Raw genomic sequence first — 15,174 nt, forward strand, 5'->3', positions numbered from 1 at the left:
GCAAAAGGCAAAGCGCCCTTGTTGCGGGCTGGTGAATTGGAGTTGATGTGTAATGCCGTTGCTCAATCGCGCAATTGAAATGCAAGACGATGTTTCCGGGTGGCGCCGTCACCTGCATGAAAACCCCGAACTTATGTTCGATGTGCACGGGACAGCGCGGTTCGTCGCAGAAAAGCTGCGTCAGTTCGGCTGCGACGAGGTCCAGACTGGTATCGGGCGCACGGGGGTTGTCGGCGTCATTCATGGCAGTCACGGCCAAGGGCAAACGATCGGATTGCGCGCCGACATGGATGCACTGCCGCTCACCGAAACCACTGGCAGGCCTTGGGCGTCTCGCACGGCTGGCAAGATGCACGCTTGTGGCCATGATGGGCACACCGCCATGCTCTTGGGTGCCGCACGATATCTTGCAGAAACCCGCAACTTCAAAGGTTCAGTAGCGGTGATTTTCCAGCCGGCCGAAGAAGGCGGGGGCGGTGGACGCGAGATGGTCAAGGACGGCATCATGGAAAACTTCTCCATTTCAGAAGTTTACGGCATGCACAATATTCCGGGACTTCCCATTGGTCAGTTCGCCATCCGCAAAGGCCCAATCATGGCCGCCACCGACGAGTTCACCATCACCATTGAAGGTCAAGGCGGTCATGCGGCTCAACCCCATCGCACTGTGGATCCTGTCGTAGTCGGCGCTCAACTGGTGAACACACTGCAAACCATCGTCTCGCGTGGCACCGATCCACTCGATTCCGTCGTCCTGTCTGTAACCAAATTTCATGCCGGCGATGCTCACAACGTCATTCCTCAGAGGGCAGAGCTTGCGGGAACGGTCCGCACATTAAGGCCAGAGATGCGCGACTTTGCGCAGAAACGCCTGATTGAGGTCGCCGAAGGCGTTGCCGGGGCCTTGGGCGCGAGCGCTAACGTCCATTATGTCCGGAATTATCCCGTGACGTTCAATCATTCGCGCGAGACCGATTTCGCGGCGAATACGGCCCGGCATGTGGCGGGAAATAGCGCTGTCGACGAGGCCGTCGCGCCTATGATGGCCGGGGAGGACTTCTCCTATATGCTGGAATCACGGCCCGGAGCCTTCATTTTCATAGGCAATGGTGACAGCCCTTCGCTTCATAGTCCCTCTTATGATTTCAACGATGATGCAATCCCTCATGGCATCAGTTATTGGGTGCAGTTGGCCGAAGCGGCTCTGCCACCTTCCATCTGACTGCCGTTGAAGGACACGAATTTTGAATGATGTTCAGACTTGGCGTCCGCTACGAAAAACAGTATGTCAGACAGAATGGTCCCGTAGCTCAGTAGGATAGAGCGACAGATTCCTAATCTGTAGGCCACTGGTTCGAATCCAGTCGGGATCACCATCAGCTTCAATAGCTTAGATGTAATTTCCCTCACCCATCCGTCGTTGGACAGGATTTCTCTGCCGCTTTGCGACACGAGCGGTTTCGAGAACTTCCTTCGACACATCGCTTCCAAGCGGCAAGTCGAACTGGTGCCGCGTCGTGACAACGTAATTTTTACCGCCGTACTCGATCAAAGTCGCCGTAGCTCTGCGAGCCAAAAGGCAGCCACCGGTCGATAAGGACCATGCGACAGGACTGCGCGACCACCTTGAATTCATAGTCGCGCCACGACCCGCGATTACCTCAAGGTCTGTGCGTCACGCCCGACTCGCCCGAACGCTCAGCCACCGATCATGGGGCTTTCCGACGCACCGACGTATCTCGCTGACGATCCAGCCGGCGTCTGTGAGTGCGGCCCGCAGGGCAGACTCGCGCCAGTACGTCCCGACGTAGCGCCGCGGCGCTGCAGCATTGCCGTGTGTGCACACATCCTCGCCGTCACCCTCTCTAACCGAGGCGTGCAGCCGGCCACCGGTCCGGGTCGCCTCGGCAAGCCGTCCAAGCACCGTGCCGAGATCCTGGCGCGCGACGTGAATCAGGCAGGCACATGCCCAGATCCCGTCGTATGGCGTGCCAGGACGCTGCGGGTCAGCCAAGTCTTCGGTGAGCGGGTCCAACAGGTCGGCCTCGAGGCCACTCTCGCGAAGCAGTTCGACGAAACCCTTCGAAATGTCGGTGCGCCGGACGCTAATCCCCCGCTTCTCAAGCTCAAGCGCATCTCGGCCACCACCGCTCCCGATCTCCAGCACCCTGCCCGAGCCACCCAGTTCAGTCACGAACAGATCAATCTCTGTCGCGACCCATTCGGGCATGGCCGCGGCCTCGGCAGCGTACTCCGCCGCGACCATATCATAGGACTGCACGGTATTCCGGTCGGTGCTCATTCTAGTGCTCCTCCTTCAAGACAAGAGGCTCGATGAGCGAGAGGCCCATCCGCCCGTTGCAACTTTCACTCTTCGGCAGTTGATGACATCGAAGGCGATTTGCTCCTAACTTTAGCAGAAATGCGCTCAGAGACACCTACCGATTGCCATGCTGCCGTGCGGCCGCCGTTCTGCGTACGGTATCTGGTTGTCCAGTTCGGGGTGGAAAACTAATCGTCTAGTTTAACGTTTCGACTAGCGTGATGACGCACGATCAGTTTCCCCGCATCAGTTGATGATTTCGCCTCGTTCGTCTGAGCGCAGCGCGGTCAGTCGTTCTTTCCATACCTGTAGTGCTTCGGGCGTCAATCTGGTGAAATGCGTGATTTCGCCAATGACCTTGAGCGGTGCGCTACTGCGATACGACCGCGTGGGGTTGCCGGGAAATTTCTTGTCGGTCACGTTCGGGTCGTTCTCGAATGTCCCAGTCGGTTCTACGGTGTAAACACGCGGGACCGCGCCGCCTTTGGTGAGTTCAGCCGCGATTTCAGCGGCAAGTCCGGCACCTTCAACGATGGCAGTGAAGTAGATATGGTTCATCACCACTTCAGGACGGTAGTTTGACCGGTATCCTGCGGTGAGGAGATCACCCACGCGCAAATCCGCCATTGTGCCGTGGAAGAAGGGCCCCTCATCCAGCGCTGCGGTCATCATGATCGTCCTTATTTGTGAGTCTGCTTGTAGTCAGTGATCTAAGCTATCCAACGTCCACGATGGGACGAAAGCTGCGCGACGCGCGAATAGCTGCGGAACAACATCTTAAGTCGCGCCAATCGCTTGGCTCTGCATCTCCGGCAGCGTTTGGACTAAATGCGGTGGTTGCCCATCCGCATCAAGAGCGTCTCTCGAGCGGGTGAGCATGAAGCGCAAATCGAGCCTCGATGATATACTGGGGTTTTCGATCTCACCATCGGAAAGAGGATGATGTGCTCGCTCATTTCACACGTTCAGGTGGGCCAGACGGACTGAAGTTTCTCGCCTGACAAAATCCTGTCGCGGGCAGTAGCTTCATTTTTCCCCAGTGCGTCGGCAGCCTCGGCCACGTCGCGGAGCCGATCTTTCGGGATAGCGATAACTCCATCGATGTCTCCGAAGATGATGTCACCGGGGCGTACCGTAACCCGCCCGATATTTACTGGCACCTGTGACTGCTTTGGTTCCTTCTTGCCTGTGACTCCCACCGGGCTGGACAACGTTCCGAACAACGGATATCCGAGCGCGCGAACCTGTGCCAAGTCGCGTACAGTGCCGTTGACGATAGTGGCCGCTGCTCCGCGCGTTTTGGCGCCGGAACTCATGAGCTCACCGGAACACGAACCTGGCGCACAGGATGCTTCGCATACGAGGATCCCTCCTTCGGGGGTATGGTCGATGGCGTGGTGATAGACGTCCTGTGGCTCGCCCTTTCGGTCTGACACTTCGAAGAGCACGGTCACTGCTGGTCCGCAGACCACCTCGCCTGCCCCAAGTGAGCCGAGCAGCGAAATACCCTCCAGATGTCCCCATAGGCCGAGATGCTCCATGCTGTCATGCACATCACCAGAATACCATTTCTTGAGTCGTGAAATGGAATCCCAGTCGGTGTCGGAGTAATCAAAATCAGGCATTCTCATTGTCCTTGTTCTTAGCGTTTTCGATCGCCACGCGGAGATAAGCGGCGCTATTATCTATCTGGGCCCGCATGAGCTCTTTTGCGCCCTTTTCGTCGCGGTTTTGGATCATCGCGAAGATATCGGCATGCTCCGCATAGGCGGCCGCCAGCGACTTGCTCGGCACTCGACTGGTGACCCGGATGACCTCGGTTATGAGGCCGTAGAGGTTGTCATAGAATACAGAGAGAATTTCGTTATCTGTGGAATGTACCAGCGCCAGATGGAACGCAGCATCCGCCTCGGTGAAGCCAATGAAGTCGCCCTTGTCTCTGGCCACACGCATCGCATCGAGTGCTGCCTCGACCTCAGTATTGGCCGGCGTCTCTTTGGCTGTCAGAAGCCCAACGACCTCTGTCTCGATCATGCGTCGTACCACCATCAGCTGGATCAAGTACTGAGGATCGGTGGAAAACAGCTGACGCACGGTAATGGCCAAGGTGCCGAGATACTCGCTAACGTCGTCGCGCACCACAATCGTGCGCTCGCCGTGCCGGCGTCGGACGAGACCTTTCGTCTCAAGAATTTGTATAGCCTCGCGCACTGAGCGCGTGGAGACACCAAATGCACGGGCGATTTCACCCTCCGACGGAAGGCGCTCCCCAATCGATAACCGGCCAGACATGATCTGGGCTTCGAGTGAACCGGCTACCGACGAGTGGAGCCTGTCGCGGGCTCTCATCTGCTCGGGCGGTGTCTGTTCGTGGCGTGGCATGTGTCCTCCAGCAGACTTTTGAACTGAGCTTGAGCGCACACTAAAACCATCCATTTTATAGCGCCCTTGGCATCGGGTTCGGGTCGAATAATTTCGAATGCACTTGACTGATACTTATGTCATAAGTCATATGTCAAGAGCAAATCAAGGTACGGGCAAACTGGCGTCCACCCGAATAGATCACGTTTTAATCCTCAGGGCGCTGCTGGCCGAAGAAAAATGGGAGGAACTGGAATGATAAGAGATTACGCTCGTCGTACGGCGGTTTCATTCGGACTGGCAACAATGCTGGTTCTGTCGATTACTGCGTCATTTGCTCAAACGACTGCGGACTTGGCCAAGAAGGGCACGGTCACGATAGGCGTTCTGACGGGCATCCCGCCCTATGATACAGTTGATGCATCGGGCAACACAGACGGATTTCTGGTGGATCTTGCACGGGAGGCGGCGAAAGCTCTTGAAGTGAAGCTGGAAGTCGTTCCGGTCAACAATGCATCGCGCGCCGCAGCGCTGGAGTCAGGTCGGGTTGATTTTCTGATCGCACACATGACGGCGACTCCACAACGCGCCAAAACCTTTCTCATGACAAATCCCTATGGCGCCTATGAGATGCGCTTTGTTGCGGCCAAAGACATGAAGTTGACGACTCTCGACGACCTGAAAGGCAAACGCGTGTCCGTACCCAAGGGTAGCACGCAGGATGTTGCGATCAGTGGCTACGGGTATCGAAGGACTGGAAGTCGTTCGCTTCGACGATGATGCCTTGGCAATGCAAGCCTTGATCTCGGGTCAGGTCGATGCAACGGCTGCCGTGGCAGCTGTCGCCAATGACGTGATTACCAAGCGCAAGCTGGACAACCTCGAAGTCAAAAGGGAGGTGCCTCTGTTCACGCTTTACTGGTCCATGGCGACACGCAAGGACGCGACCGAGCTTCACCAGTGGCTGAACAACTTCATCTACTACGCCGAGGTCACAGGAAAACTCGATGAACTCCACAAAAAGTGGATCGGTACGCCCATACCCGGAGGAAAGTTGCCCACGTTCTGATGATCCGGAAGGGTTCTGTACCCTTCGTGCACGGTCCGGCGCCTTTTAAGCCGGTCCGGGCACCCCAGGAGAGTTTCATGGCATACGAGATGAATTTCACGCCCGTCTTCGCGCGGACGCCCGAGCTGATCAGCGGCACGATCGACACCATTGTCCTTTCCGGCCAATCGATTGTCATCGGTTTGACGATCGGACTGGCAGTATCGATACTGCGCGTGGACGGGCCGAAATGGGCTGCGGCAGCGAGCGCAGGATACGTGGAGGCGTTCCGGAATACGCCGCTTCTCGTACAGCTCTTCCTGTTGTTCTTTGGGCTCCCCTATATCGGCATCCGTCTTAGTGCGGATCACGCGGCGATCCTGGCGATCTCATTGAACCTCGGAGCCTATTCTGCGGAAATTTTTCGCGCAGGTTTGCTAGCGATCCCCAAGACGCAGATCGAGGCAGGATTGGCGCTGGGCCTCTCACGACTGCAGGTCATGCGATACGTGGTCATCATTCCGGCGCTCCGCGTGATCTATCCCGCCCTTACCGGACAGCTTACGTTGACGCTTCTTGGAACGTCGATTGCTTCGGCAATATCGGCTACCGAATTGACGCTGGCCGGCGCCAAGATCGAGTCGCAAACCTTTCGAAGCCTCGAGACTTTCCTCGTCCTTGCGGCCATTTACATCTCGATTACCTTCGCTTTCCGGCTACTCTACTGGATCGTCGGTCTCTGGTTGTTCCGCCGAAGTGTGCCGAAAACGGGATCGGCAGTAGCTACACTCAGCCTGCCTCGGGAGGCTGAAACATGATCCAGTCATTCGGATGGCAAAGTGTACAATTCCTGTTCCACGGGTTGATCTGGACGGTCGGGCTTTCGGTGTGCACGTTTGTCTGCGGCGGCATCTTCGGGCTGATCTTTGCGCTCGCTCGTGCTCTCGGGCCTCGATGGCTGCAATTGATAGTCGCCGGATATATCCAGCTCGTTCAGGCCACGCCATTGCTGATCCTGATCTTCCTGGCCTTTTATGGATTGAGCTTTGCCGGGTTTTATTTTCCGCCACTCGCAGCAGCGGCCATATCGCTCAGCATCTATGCGACGGCGTTTCTTGCCGATATCTGGCGCGGCTGCATCGAGGCGATACCGCGGACCCAATGGGAAGCTGCCGATGCTTTGGCGCTGAGCAGAATCCAGCGTTTGCGATACGTGATCTTGCCCCAGGCTTTCCGCATTGCCCTTGGACCGACTGTCGGGTTCATGGTCCAGATCGTCAAGAACACGTCCGTCACAGCGCTCATCGGCTTCGTCGAACTGACCCGGGCGGGCCAGCTTCTGAATAACATGACGTTTCAACCCTTCCACGTCTTCCTTACGGTCGCAGCATTCTACTTTGCCGTTTGCTACCCGCTCTCGTGGTGGAGTGAAAAACTCAAGGAGAGAAAAAGTGCCGGCCCTGCGCATTGAAAACCTCAAGAAATCCTACGGTACAGTACCGGTGCTCAAGGGCATCAACCTCGCTGTTGAAAACGGCGATGTTGTTGCAGTGATCGGTCGTTCCGGATCGGGTAAGAGCACCATGCTTCGCTGCATCAACGGCCTCGAGCCCTTTCAGGAAGGTTCGATCGTGGTAGCCGGCCATCGGCTGGACCAATCCAGAGCCAACCTGCGCGATCTGCGCAAGGAGGTCGGCATGGTTTTTCAGAGCTACAATCTTTTTCCGCATCTGTCCGTAGCCGAGAACATCATGCTCGCCCCCCGGGTGGTCAAAGGACTGCCCCGTGATCAGCGGGAATTGCTTGTAAGAGACGTTCTTTCCCGTGTCGGGCTGGCTGAAAAGGCAAGTGCCTATCCGGATGAACTGTCGGGCGGACAACAACAGCGCGTGGCCATCGCTCGTTCGCTGGCGATGAAACCGAAGGTCATGCTGTTTGACGAGGTAACATCGGCGCTTGATCCGGAACTCACCGGCGAGGTGCTGAAGACGATCGCCGAACTCGCAGAGGCGGGCATGACCATGGTTCTGGTGACGCACGAAATGGGCTTCGCCCGCCGCGTCGCCACACGAACTGTGTTCATGCATGAGGGAAAGATCTGGGAAGAAGGACCGTCTGCACAGATCTTCGCTCATCCCGCCACACCCGAACTACGAAGCTTCATCGCAACAGACTTGAAGTGACGTTGCGCAATCAACAGGGCGGTGATGTGACCGCCCGAACAAGGAGTAGAAATTTGCCCGGACCGCAAAATTCCAAACTGAGAGAGAAACTTGAGCGCGGTGAAGCCACATTCGGCGCGACATTCTACACCGGCTCGACTGTAGCGATCGAAGCGGCGGCGAATTGGGGGCTGGATTTTGCCTTCATCGATGCCGAACACACCCCGGTCAACGTCGACGCGCATATGGAAAAGCTGATTCTTGCTGCATTGCTGGCAGGCATAGCGCCATTGGTGCGGGTGCGAGGCACCAATGAATGGGATATTCGCAAGTCACTGGAATTCGGCGCGACCGGCGTGATCGTCCCGCAAGTCGGTACAGCCGATCAGGCGCGCGCTATCATCCGTGCCGCCAAGTTCCCGCCTTACGGGCGGCGCGGCGGAGATTCGAGTTGTCGGGCGGCGGGGTTTGGTGGTCCAGGCTTTCAATGGTCGGCCTATATGGAACATGAGAATGCCACCCGGCTCGTGATACCGATGGCCGAAAGCTATGAATTCTTCGACAACATCGACGAGATCCTCGATGTCGAAGGTATCGACGTCATCAACTTCGGACCCGCCGATTACTCGATTTCACGCCAGATATCGATCGACTATTCCATGGCGCATCCGGAGGTCGAGGAAAAGCTCGCAGAACTGATTGAGAAATCTCACGCACGCGGCATCAAGGTCATGGCTCCCTGCATTCCTCCGGTAGCTGAGAACGTATCGGCGCTTAAGAAGAAGGGCGTGGACATGATCATCATGGGCAATGACGTGCTGTTCCTCAATGAAGGTTGCCGCCGCGCCCGTGAAGCCATCGATACTGCCGCCAAACCGGCTTGAACATATCCAGACGAAGACCAAGGAAAAACATATGAAAGACCCATTCGACATTACCGGACGTGTTGCTGTTGTCACGGGTGGCCTGGGCCAACTAGGTACGCAGTTCACAAAATCCCTGGCGGAAGCCGGAGCGAAGGTTGCGATTTTCAGCCGCCGTCCCTTTAGCCACGAACAGCTTTCCGAGAAATTTCCAGGGCTGACGGACAGTATTCGTGTCTATGAGGCAAGCGTTACAGACAAAACCGCACTTGAAACTGCTACCGAGCGTCTGGTGTCGGAGTGGGGCGTACCACACATTCTTGTCAACAATGCCGGGATAGATTCCAAACCGGACGGATCTGCCGAGCAGAACGCGCCATTCGAAAGATATCCGCAAAAGTACTGGGACGAGATCATCGATACAAACTTGACCGGAGTCATGCTGACAAGCCAGGTCGTCGGCAGCAGGATGGCCGAAGAAGGTAGAGGATCGATTATCAACATAGGTTCGATCTACGGCCTCGTTTCGCCCAATCAGGCCCTTTATGCCTATCGTGAAAAACGGGATGGTGTTCCCTTCGTCAAGGCGATCTCCTATGCCGCCTCGAAGTCCGGGCTGATCAACATGACGCGGTATCTCGGGACCTATTGGGGTACCAAAAAGGTGCGAGTGAACCTGATATCGTTCGGCGGCGTCAAAACGGCAAGTTTTGACAAAGAGTTTATCGAAGCATTCCTGGAACGTGTACCAATGGGCCGACAGGCCGAGATCGACGAGTATAATGGCGTCATCAGGTTTCTGGCCTCGGATGCGTCTTCCTATATGACCGGGTCCAACGTTGTCGTCGATGGGGGGTTCACCGCCTGGTAGACTTGTCGCTCACCCGTTCGCGCCGGACTGTACCGGCGCGAACGGCCAGCCAATTGGAACAGGTGGGGGCCTTTACTCCCACTCTTTCGATGCTCTGCACCTGGGATTTGGCCGGCGCAGATCGCCGCGCGCGACACGTCTGTCAAATTGCAAAGACCCCCTCAATCAAGGGGAGGTTTTTTGTCAATCAGCTGCCCGACAATGTTGGTAAGCGCGGACCTGTCAGCTTGCTGTTTGCCGAACACGATCGACTCCAGGTTTCCAATTGCAGATGGAGAATGCCGCACGCTCTGGAGCTGCCGCTGCAACTGCCATATTCGCGCCGCATCGCCATTTTGCGCAGCGTGCTTCATGCGAAGGCCTGCTCTATAGGCTTGCGAGCGTTGGGAGAGTTTCGCGACTTCCTCCCGGAATTGTTTTGAACACACAGTCAAAGTTGCGATCAGAGCAGCAAAAAAGGCAATTACAATTAGAATCTGGTCGACAGAGACCAGGCTACGCCCACTACCGGGCATCCCGACGATACCAAGCGACTGTTCCATATCCGCAAGTGTCGGTCCGGTATCCTTCAATGCGACGGTGCGACCCGGAATAACGATGCGTTGCATGGCGTTGACGTCTGTATTGTACCAAGGGATTTCAATTGCAGGAAGTGTTGCTTGATCGCCGGTAACCGGACGGATTGTCCAGGAATAGGTGACTGATGAAATCGGACCTTCTCTGCCTTCGACGATCCTATAGGGGCCGGGCTTTTTGGGCTCCAGAACATGCTTCAGCGGTTTGCCCAGCCCAATGGCGGTTTTTCGCACTGGGACCGCCGGAACAACGATCAATCCGGGCACCTTGATGTCAGGGCGTGGTGGCAGCTGGTCATCGGTTACGCCGACGCCGGTTATGGTGATGGACCTCTTGACCGATTGTCCGATATCGATGTCACTGGGATCGTCACTCCAGTCATCGGTTGCAACGACGCTGTGGGCAGCAAGCCACCAGGAACTCGCGTCAGTCGGCACCGGAGCGACCCGAATGGTGACAGGTTCAGTTTGAATGACGGTCGATATCCGGGCTCCACTCCTGTCGATATAAGTGAGATTCTGTATGAACGGCGGTATGACGAGATTACCGCTGCGCTGGGCAAAGACGGCGATGACCTGCTGGAAGCCGCGTACTTGCGAGCCGTTTTCAACCGAGTCGGACCATTCATCTTTCCCAATGAGCATCCAACGGAAACCCTCGAGCGCAGGTTGCTCCGTTTTGGCGAGTGCTACCGGTCTCGTATAGATGCCCCGGAGCCTCAACAGGATCATCTCCTGCACGAAGGGCGGTCGGGCCAATTGGTCGACATCCACCCAAATATGTCCCGCTGGCTTGGGCCGATCTTGCGCTTGCGCCATGGTTCCCGTCAGGAAGCATGTTGCGATCACTAGGAACATGTTTGCCATTCTAGTCAGGATCACCATAGCGAATCCTTCGACTGAACGGCGGTGCCTCTTTCCTGCCGTTGCTTGTGCTCGGCAGAGATTCGCAGCTGCAGGAACCTGATTGGGTCGTCGGGAATCTGCGTTAGCCATTGCAACGTCGCCTGTTCAGTTTCAATCTCAGCTTCAAGCGGGTTCTGCTCCGGCTTGCTGTCGTCGACACTGGCGCGTGTGGTTTGCCCGCCATTCTTGCCGGAATTGCCTCCGCTATCCGTCGCCGATCCCTTCGATGATCCCTTTCCGGCTTCAAGTTCGCTGTTCTGCGCGTCGCCTCGTCGGTCCACTTTGCTGCTGCCCGCCATTTGAGCGTTGCCTGCGGCTTCGCGCTGCCCGGCCATTCCATCACCAGATGTGGACTTCGTTCCTGTGTCATCCTCCGAGCTCTTGTTTTCGCCGCCCTGTTTTTCCTTGGCGGCCGTCGAGTTCGCAAGTCCGGCTGCGGACTTATTGGTTCCCTTTCCCGCTTCCATCAGAGATCGGACGAGCTGACGATTGGCGTATGCTGCGCTGTCATTAGGATTGCGCTTGAGGGCGATATCATATGCCTCCATGGCCAATGCGAGTTTGCCGGCGCGCGCAAAGGCATTGCCGAGATTATAGGCTGCTTCGGCGCTACGGGTCGTCTGAAAAGCCGCGGTGGCGGACTTGTAATCGCCGGCTCGGTAATACGCGACACCGCGCCATGCCGGGTCGGCAAGCATGTGGGCCGCCAGAGCCGGATAACCTGCCGAAAGCATCAGGCGACCAGCTCTGTCATTCGATACAAGCACAAGCATCAGGCATATCAGCAGGAGGAGTGCAACGGATAATCTTGTCATGTCCGTCTCCCGAACAGGCCGAGGAAGGGGACAGCAGCGAGGACGAGCATGAACCGGCCGAGATCAAGCCACGCCAAGGCTGCGTAGCCGTTTTTCTCGAGCTTGTTCCCCAGAGGGGCGTCCAACGATGAGAGCAGCGGTGACAAATCGGCCGTATCCGCGAAAATTCCCCCTCCTTCAGCAGCCACGCTTGCCGCACCCGCCCTGTCCGGCAGGGGAATTTCGGAATTGTTCTGCACCGAATACACGAAAAGGACATGTACTCTGCGCCCTGCCTTGCGCAGCACTCTCGCCGCTTCAATCGCAGCAGAATTCACGCCTCCACCGTCCGTAACCAGTACGAGATCACCTCCAATCATGGAAGCGTCGGAGAACATCGTCTGTGCCAGCTGAATGGCCCGGGCCGGGGCACTGCCCTGTTCTGCAACAACTCTCGAGAGATCCCCGGCCAATAGCGGATGCAATACTTGTCGGTCGGCGCTGAAGGGGCTACCGAGATAGGCGTCACCGGCGAAAAGAATAAGGCCGACCTGCTGACTCGCGGCGCTATTATCTATCAATTGCGTGGCGGCGATCTGTCCGTCGGTTGCAGCACCGCTGTCAATCATGGATTTCGATGTATCCAGCGCGATAATCACACCGTCGACGTTGCGAAAGCTGTCACTGGCTTGCGTCCCGATCGCCGGGCCAGCGAGCGCTATGGCCAGGATCACGGCCACCATCAACCACAAGGGAAATCGTCGATGACCTGTGCCTCGTACTTTGAAGGCACCACGCTTCTCCAATGCCTTTAGCAGATGCGGATCGATTGCCCGCACCCAATCTCCTTCATTGCCGCGTTGACGCCAAATAAAGCCTAGAACCAGGAGGAATGGCGGAACGATCAGCCACCATGGTCGCAGAAAAATGAACTCGGAAAGATTCACGTTGCCCTCCGTGCTGCAAAAAAGCCCGCGAGGCATAAAGCCAGTGCGAGCCCCGCTGGATAGGGCCAAAGATTGTGCGGTGCGAGAACTGCCGGAGCAGCAATTGTGCTCGCCTCCAGCTTGTCAAGCGACGCTGCAAGCTTGTGAAGATCGTCATTGGTTTTGATCAGAAAGCTTTCGCCACCACTTGCTTTCGCAATATCCGCAAGTGTGACCGTATCTCTTTTGGGCGTGATCATCGCCGAACTGACGTTCTCCTCGGTATCTGTGCCGAGCATGATCGTATGCACCTTGATTCCGAGCTTTTTGGCGAGCTGGGCCGCAGATTCTGGACTGACATTGCCCGCCGTATTTGCACCGTCCGAGAGCAGGATCACCACTTTGGAAGCGGCTGGCGACCGCTGCAAGATTTTCAACGACAATCCCAGCCCATCGCCAATGGCGGTGGATCTGCCCACGGTTCCTATCTCGACATTCCTCAACGCCGTTTCGACGGCAGAGAGATCAAACGTTGGAGCGGCGGCAAGAAACGGTTCATCAGCGAACATGACGAGGCCAACTCTGTCGCCGGATCGCCCACGCAGAAATTTCGCGCCGATTTCCTTGACGACCTCCATGCGCCGGGTGGAGGTTCCATCGAACGAGAAATCTTTGCGCTCCATGCTTCCCGAAAGGTCGAGTGCCAGAACGATGTCGCGGCCTGAAATCGGCAACGCGGCGGTTGGCTGGACGATCTGTGGTCCCGCCAGGGCCAGCACGCCCAGCAGCCAAACCGTCCAGAGGACCACTGTAAAAGTGCGGATATCCCCCAGGATACCCGTTTGCGCACCGCCGAGGTCTTCAAAAACCACGGAAGAAGGAACCCTCAGGGCTCTTGTCTGTTCGCGTCGTGCCTTTAACAGCCACGCTGCCACTAGCGGCAATGGAATTGCCACGAACGCCCAAGGCGATGCAAAGGAAAAGTACTCCGTCATGGCATCCTGCCTTGCAACAGTTCGCAGAGCCTGGGTCCAAGAGCGGCAGTTTCAAAGGCCGGTTGTCTCGAATAGAGGCCTTCATGCAAGGCACGACCTGCACCCTTCCGGAAAAATTCGGTCTGGAAGAGACCATCGAGTTCCTCCAGCCAATCTTCTCCCTGTTTGCGCGCAGCAATATCGCCTGCAACGACATCGACGTACCGCCGGATCACCGAGGCCTGGGCCGTCAGGCGTTCATCTTCAGGCAAGATGAATGTGTCCTCAAGTGCGCGTATGAAAGTTTGCTCCACAGGCTCCGCTCTTTTTTTGTTGCGATAAGCCAGCACGAGCTGGATGAGTAACGCCGCTACCATACCGGCCAACAATGCTGCAGATATCTGCTCCCCCAGCGAAGATGCCGGGACCACAGGCAGGCGAATTGCCTGCAGTGCATTAAGCGGATCAACCGTGTCGACCATGGAGCTCGTCCAAAGCGTTGATTTGTTCTTCCGGATCACTCTCGCTGTAAAACTCTACGATTCGAGCGCCCAATCTTTCGATCTGTTGGAGCATCTCCTCGCGCCTTTTCCGACCTGGGTTTTTGTTGGATACAAACCGCACGCCCCTCACCCCATTGCGGGTCTCGAAAGGAAATATTCCGGCTGGCGCACTCCGTTCGAATGCGTCGCTGATGCAAGCGATCTTCAAGTCGCAGCGGTGTAAAACCAGCCGAACGGCGTCTTCGAACTGATCTCCCCTGTCGTCGAGATTGCTTGCAAGTACTATGGTTCCGCCTCTGGGCAATGCTTTGGCGGCAATTCGCAATACCGTGTCCAATGACAGGACCGGTTCTGCCGATTGCAGATCGAGCGAAAAAGCGTGTGCCTTCAGCAAGGCGGAAATCACCGCAAGCATGCCTCGATCCGATGGGCGCGCTCGTATCAATAGAGGTTCAGTCCCGCCGATGGCGAGCAAACCGACCCGCCCACCAGCGTCAGTGGCGCGCCAGCCCGAAAGCGCGAGAATCTCTGCAGCAGCGACGGACATGAAAGCACGCCTTGTGCCGAACTGCATGGCAGGTCTAAAATCGGCAAGCAGCAGCGTTGTGTGTTCTCTTTCTTCTCGAAAGGTCTTTACATGCGGCACACCGGTGCGAGCGGTAGAGTTACGGTCGATGGTACGAATGTCGTCGCCATAGGTCCACACCCTGATGTCGTCGATTTCGCTGCCCCTACCCCTTCGTTTCGCCGCGATGGGACCAGGCATGGATTGTGTTCTGATATTCCGATTTTGTCTGGCGTTCGTCGCGACGTGCTTCAACAGGATCAGCGCGGTCGTATCAATAGAGGTGCCCTTGTCATTCATAAG

General features: G+C 56.7%; 18 protein-coding genes and 1 tRNA gene. 9 read left to right on the forward strand and 10 right to left on the reverse strand.

What is annotated here, in order from left to right; genetic code table 11:
- Positions 1 to 52: 52 nt before the first annotated feature.
- Positions 53 to 1,222, forward strand: a complete 1,170-nt coding sequence (locus tag CU100_RS23560) for a M20 aminoacylase family protein (RefSeq protein ID WP_106719079.1) — start codon at positions 53 to 55, stop codon at positions 1,220 to 1,222.
- 77 nt (positions 1,223 to 1,299) lie between these two features.
- Positions 1,300 to 1,376, forward strand: a tRNA-Arg gene (locus tag CU100_RS23565).
- 299 nt (positions 1,377 to 1,675) lie between these two features.
- On the opposite strand, the gene CU100_RS23570 is transcribed toward CU100_RS23565, so the two are convergent.
- The 4 genes from CU100_RS23570 to CU100_RS23585 all read right to left on the reverse strand — a co-directional run bounded on the left by CU100_RS23570 (position 1,676) and on the right by CU100_RS23585 (position 4,705).
- Positions 1,676 to 2,302, reverse strand: coding sequence for a class I SAM-dependent DNA methyltransferase (locus CU100_RS23570; protein WP_106719080.1), 627 nt, complete (start codon positions 2,300 to 2,302; stop codon positions 1,676 to 1,678).
- Positions 2,303 to 2,569: 267 nt separating this feature from the next.
- Positions 2,570 to 2,995 (reverse strand): NAD(+)--rifampin ADP-ribosyltransferase, encoded by a 426-nt coding sequence (arr, locus tag CU100_RS23575; RefSeq protein ID WP_210204114.1) that lies wholly within the window; start codon positions 2,993 to 2,995, stop codon positions 2,570 to 2,572.
- A 293-nt stretch (positions 2,996 to 3,288) separates the two neighbouring features.
- Positions 3,289 to 3,948, reverse strand: a complete 660-nt coding sequence (locus CU100_RS23580) for an RraA family protein (RefSeq protein ID WP_170113947.1) — start codon at positions 3,946 to 3,948, stop codon at positions 3,289 to 3,291.
- Complete coding sequence (locus CU100_RS23585; RefSeq protein ID WP_170113948.1) at positions 3,941 to 4,705, reverse strand: FadR/GntR family transcriptional regulator; 765 nt, start codon at positions 4,703 to 4,705, stop codon at positions 3,941 to 3,943. The genes CU100_RS23580 and CU100_RS23585 overlap by 8 nt, the downstream gene beginning before the upstream one ends.
- A 234-nt stretch (positions 4,706 to 4,939) precedes the next feature.
- On the opposite strand from CU100_RS23585, the gene CU100_RS27525 reads away from it, so the two are divergent.
- From CU100_RS27525 to CU100_RS23620, 7 genes are all read left to right on the forward strand, one after another.
- Positions 4,940 to 5,464 (forward strand): transporter substrate-binding domain-containing protein, encoded by a 525-nt coding sequence (locus CU100_RS27525; protein WP_170113949.1) that lies wholly within the window; start codon positions 4,940 to 4,942, stop codon positions 5,462 to 5,464.
- On the forward strand, positions 5,418 to 5,753 hold the full coding sequence (locus tag CU100_RS27530) for a type 2 periplasmic-binding domain-containing protein (RefSeq protein WP_170113950.1): 336 nt from the start codon (positions 5,418 to 5,420) through the stop codon (positions 5,751 to 5,753). The genes CU100_RS27525 and CU100_RS27530 overlap by 47 nt, the downstream gene beginning before the upstream one ends.
- 77 nt (positions 5,754 to 5,830) lie before the next feature.
- Positions 5,831 to 6,550: an amino acid ABC transporter permease gene (locus CU100_RS23600; protein ID WP_106719085.1), complete on the forward strand. Its 720-nt coding sequence runs from the start codon at positions 5,831 to 5,833 to the stop codon at positions 6,548 to 6,550.
- A complete protein-coding gene (locus tag CU100_RS23605) occupies positions 6,547 to 7,203 on the forward strand; it encodes an amino acid ABC transporter permease (protein WP_106719086.1) in 657 nt (218 codons plus the stop codon). The genes CU100_RS23600 and CU100_RS23605 overlap by 4 nt, the downstream gene beginning before the upstream one ends.
- On the forward strand, positions 7,184 to 7,915 hold the full coding sequence (locus tag CU100_RS23610) for an amino acid ABC transporter ATP-binding protein (RefSeq protein WP_106719087.1): 732 nt from the start codon (positions 7,184 to 7,186) through the stop codon (positions 7,913 to 7,915). The genes CU100_RS23605 and CU100_RS23610 overlap by 20 nt, the downstream gene beginning before the upstream one ends.
- Before the next feature lie 53 nt (positions 7,916 to 7,968).
- Positions 7,969 to 8,778: an HpcH/HpaI aldolase family protein gene (locus CU100_RS23615; RefSeq protein WP_106719088.1), complete on the forward strand. Its 810-nt coding sequence runs from the start codon at positions 7,969 to 7,971 to the stop codon at positions 8,776 to 8,778.
- 31 nt (positions 8,779 to 8,809) lie between these two features.
- On the forward strand, positions 8,810 to 9,628 hold the full coding sequence (locus CU100_RS23620; RefSeq protein WP_106719230.1) for an SDR family oxidoreductase: 819 nt from the start codon (positions 8,810 to 8,812) through the stop codon (positions 9,626 to 9,628).
- Positions 9,629 to 9,789: 161 nt separating this feature from the next.
- Here CU100_RS23620 and CU100_RS23625 read toward each other — a convergent pair whose 3' ends face one another.
- Genes CU100_RS23625 through CU100_RS23650 form a run of 6 tightly spaced genes read right to left on the reverse strand, consistent with a single transcriptional unit; the run spans position 9,790 to position 15,171 of the window.
- Positions 9,790 to 11,088, reverse strand: a complete 1,299-nt coding sequence (locus CU100_RS23625; protein WP_170113951.1) for a BatD family protein — start codon at positions 11,086 to 11,088, stop codon at positions 9,790 to 9,792.
- Positions 11,082 to 11,924 carry a tetratricopeptide repeat protein gene (locus tag CU100_RS23630; RefSeq protein WP_106719090.1) on the reverse strand — a complete coding sequence of 281 codons (843 nt, stop codon included), beginning with the start codon at positions 11,922 to 11,924 and terminating at the stop codon, positions 11,082 to 11,084. Before CU100_RS23630 ends, CU100_RS23625 begins: the two co-directional genes overlap by 7 nt.
- Entirely contained in the window at positions 11,921 to 12,850 is a 930-nt protein-coding gene (locus CU100_RS23635; protein ID WP_170113952.1) for a vWA domain-containing protein, read from the reverse strand. The genes CU100_RS23630 and CU100_RS23635 overlap by 4 nt, the downstream gene beginning before the upstream one ends.
- Positions 12,847 to 13,824: a VWA domain-containing protein gene (locus tag CU100_RS23640; protein ID WP_106719092.1), complete on the reverse strand. Its 978-nt coding sequence runs from the start codon at positions 13,822 to 13,824 to the stop codon at positions 12,847 to 12,849. Before CU100_RS23640 ends, CU100_RS23635 begins: the two co-directional genes overlap by 4 nt.
- On the reverse strand, positions 13,821 to 14,285 hold the full coding sequence (locus tag CU100_RS23645; protein WP_106719093.1) for a DUF4381 family protein: 465 nt from the start codon (positions 14,283 to 14,285) through the stop codon (positions 13,821 to 13,823). Before CU100_RS23645 ends, CU100_RS23640 begins: the two co-directional genes overlap by 4 nt.
- Positions 14,269 to 15,171, reverse strand: a complete 903-nt coding sequence (locus CU100_RS23650; protein ID WP_106719094.1) for a DUF58 domain-containing protein — start codon at positions 15,169 to 15,171, stop codon at positions 14,269 to 14,271. The genes CU100_RS23645 and CU100_RS23650 overlap by 17 nt, the downstream gene beginning before the upstream one ends.
- Positions 15,172 to 15,174: the final 3 nt, after the last annotated feature.

Origin of the sequence: Phyllobacterium endophyticum, from assembly GCF_003010935.1 — a bacterium.
Taxonomy (GTDB): Bacteria; Pseudomonadota; Alphaproteobacteria; order Rhizobiales; family Rhizobiaceae; genus Phyllobacterium; species Phyllobacterium endophyticum.

Coding starts and splice junctions, on each gene's coding strand:
- CU100_RS23560 (WP_106719079.1), top strand. CDS start 53: ATGCCGTTGCTCAATCGCGCAATTGAAATGCAAGACGATGTTTCCGGG.
- CU100_RS23570 (WP_106719080.1), bottom strand. CDS start 2,302: ATGAGCACCGACCGGAATACCGTGCAGTCCTATGATATGGTCGCGGCG.
- arr (WP_210204114.1), bottom strand. CDS start 2,995: ATGATGACCGCAGCGCTGGATGAGGGGCCCTTCTTCCACGGCACAATG.
- CU100_RS23580 (WP_170113947.1), bottom strand. CDS start 3,948: ATGCCTGATTTTGATTACTCCGACACCGACTGGGATTCCATTTCACGA.
- CU100_RS23585 (WP_170113948.1), bottom strand. CDS start 4,705: ATGCCACGCCACGAACAGACACCGCCCGAGCAGATGAGAGCCCGCGAC.
- CU100_RS27525 (WP_170113949.1), top strand. CDS start 4,940: ATGATAAGAGATTACGCTCGTCGTACGGCGGTTTCATTCGGACTGGCA.
- CU100_RS23600 (WP_106719085.1), top strand. CDS start 5,831: ATGGCATACGAGATGAATTTCACGCCCGTCTTCGCGCGGACGCCCGAG.
- CU100_RS23605 (WP_106719086.1), top strand. CDS start 6,547: ATGATCCAGTCATTCGGATGGCAAAGTGTACAATTCCTGTTCCACGGG.
- CU100_RS23620 (WP_106719230.1), top strand. CDS start 8,810: ATGAAAGACCCATTCGACATTACCGGACGTGTTGCTGTTGTCACGGGT.
- CU100_RS23625 (WP_170113951.1), bottom strand. CDS start 11,088: ATGGTGATCCTGACTAGAATGGCAAACATGTTCCTAGTGATCGCAACA.
- CU100_RS23630 (WP_106719090.1), bottom strand. CDS start 11,924: ATGACAAGATTATCCGTTGCACTCCTCCTGCTGATATGCCTGATGCTT.
- CU100_RS23640 (WP_106719092.1), bottom strand. CDS start 13,824: ATGACGGAGTACTTTTCCTTTGCATCGCCTTGGGCGTTCGTGGCAATT.
- CU100_RS23645 (WP_106719093.1), bottom strand. CDS start 14,285: ATGGTCGACACGGTTGATCCGCTTAATGCACTGCAGGCAATTCGCCTG.
- CU100_RS23650 (WP_106719094.1), bottom strand. CDS start 15,171: ATGAATGACAAGGGCACCTCTATTGATACGACCGCGCTGATCCTGTTG.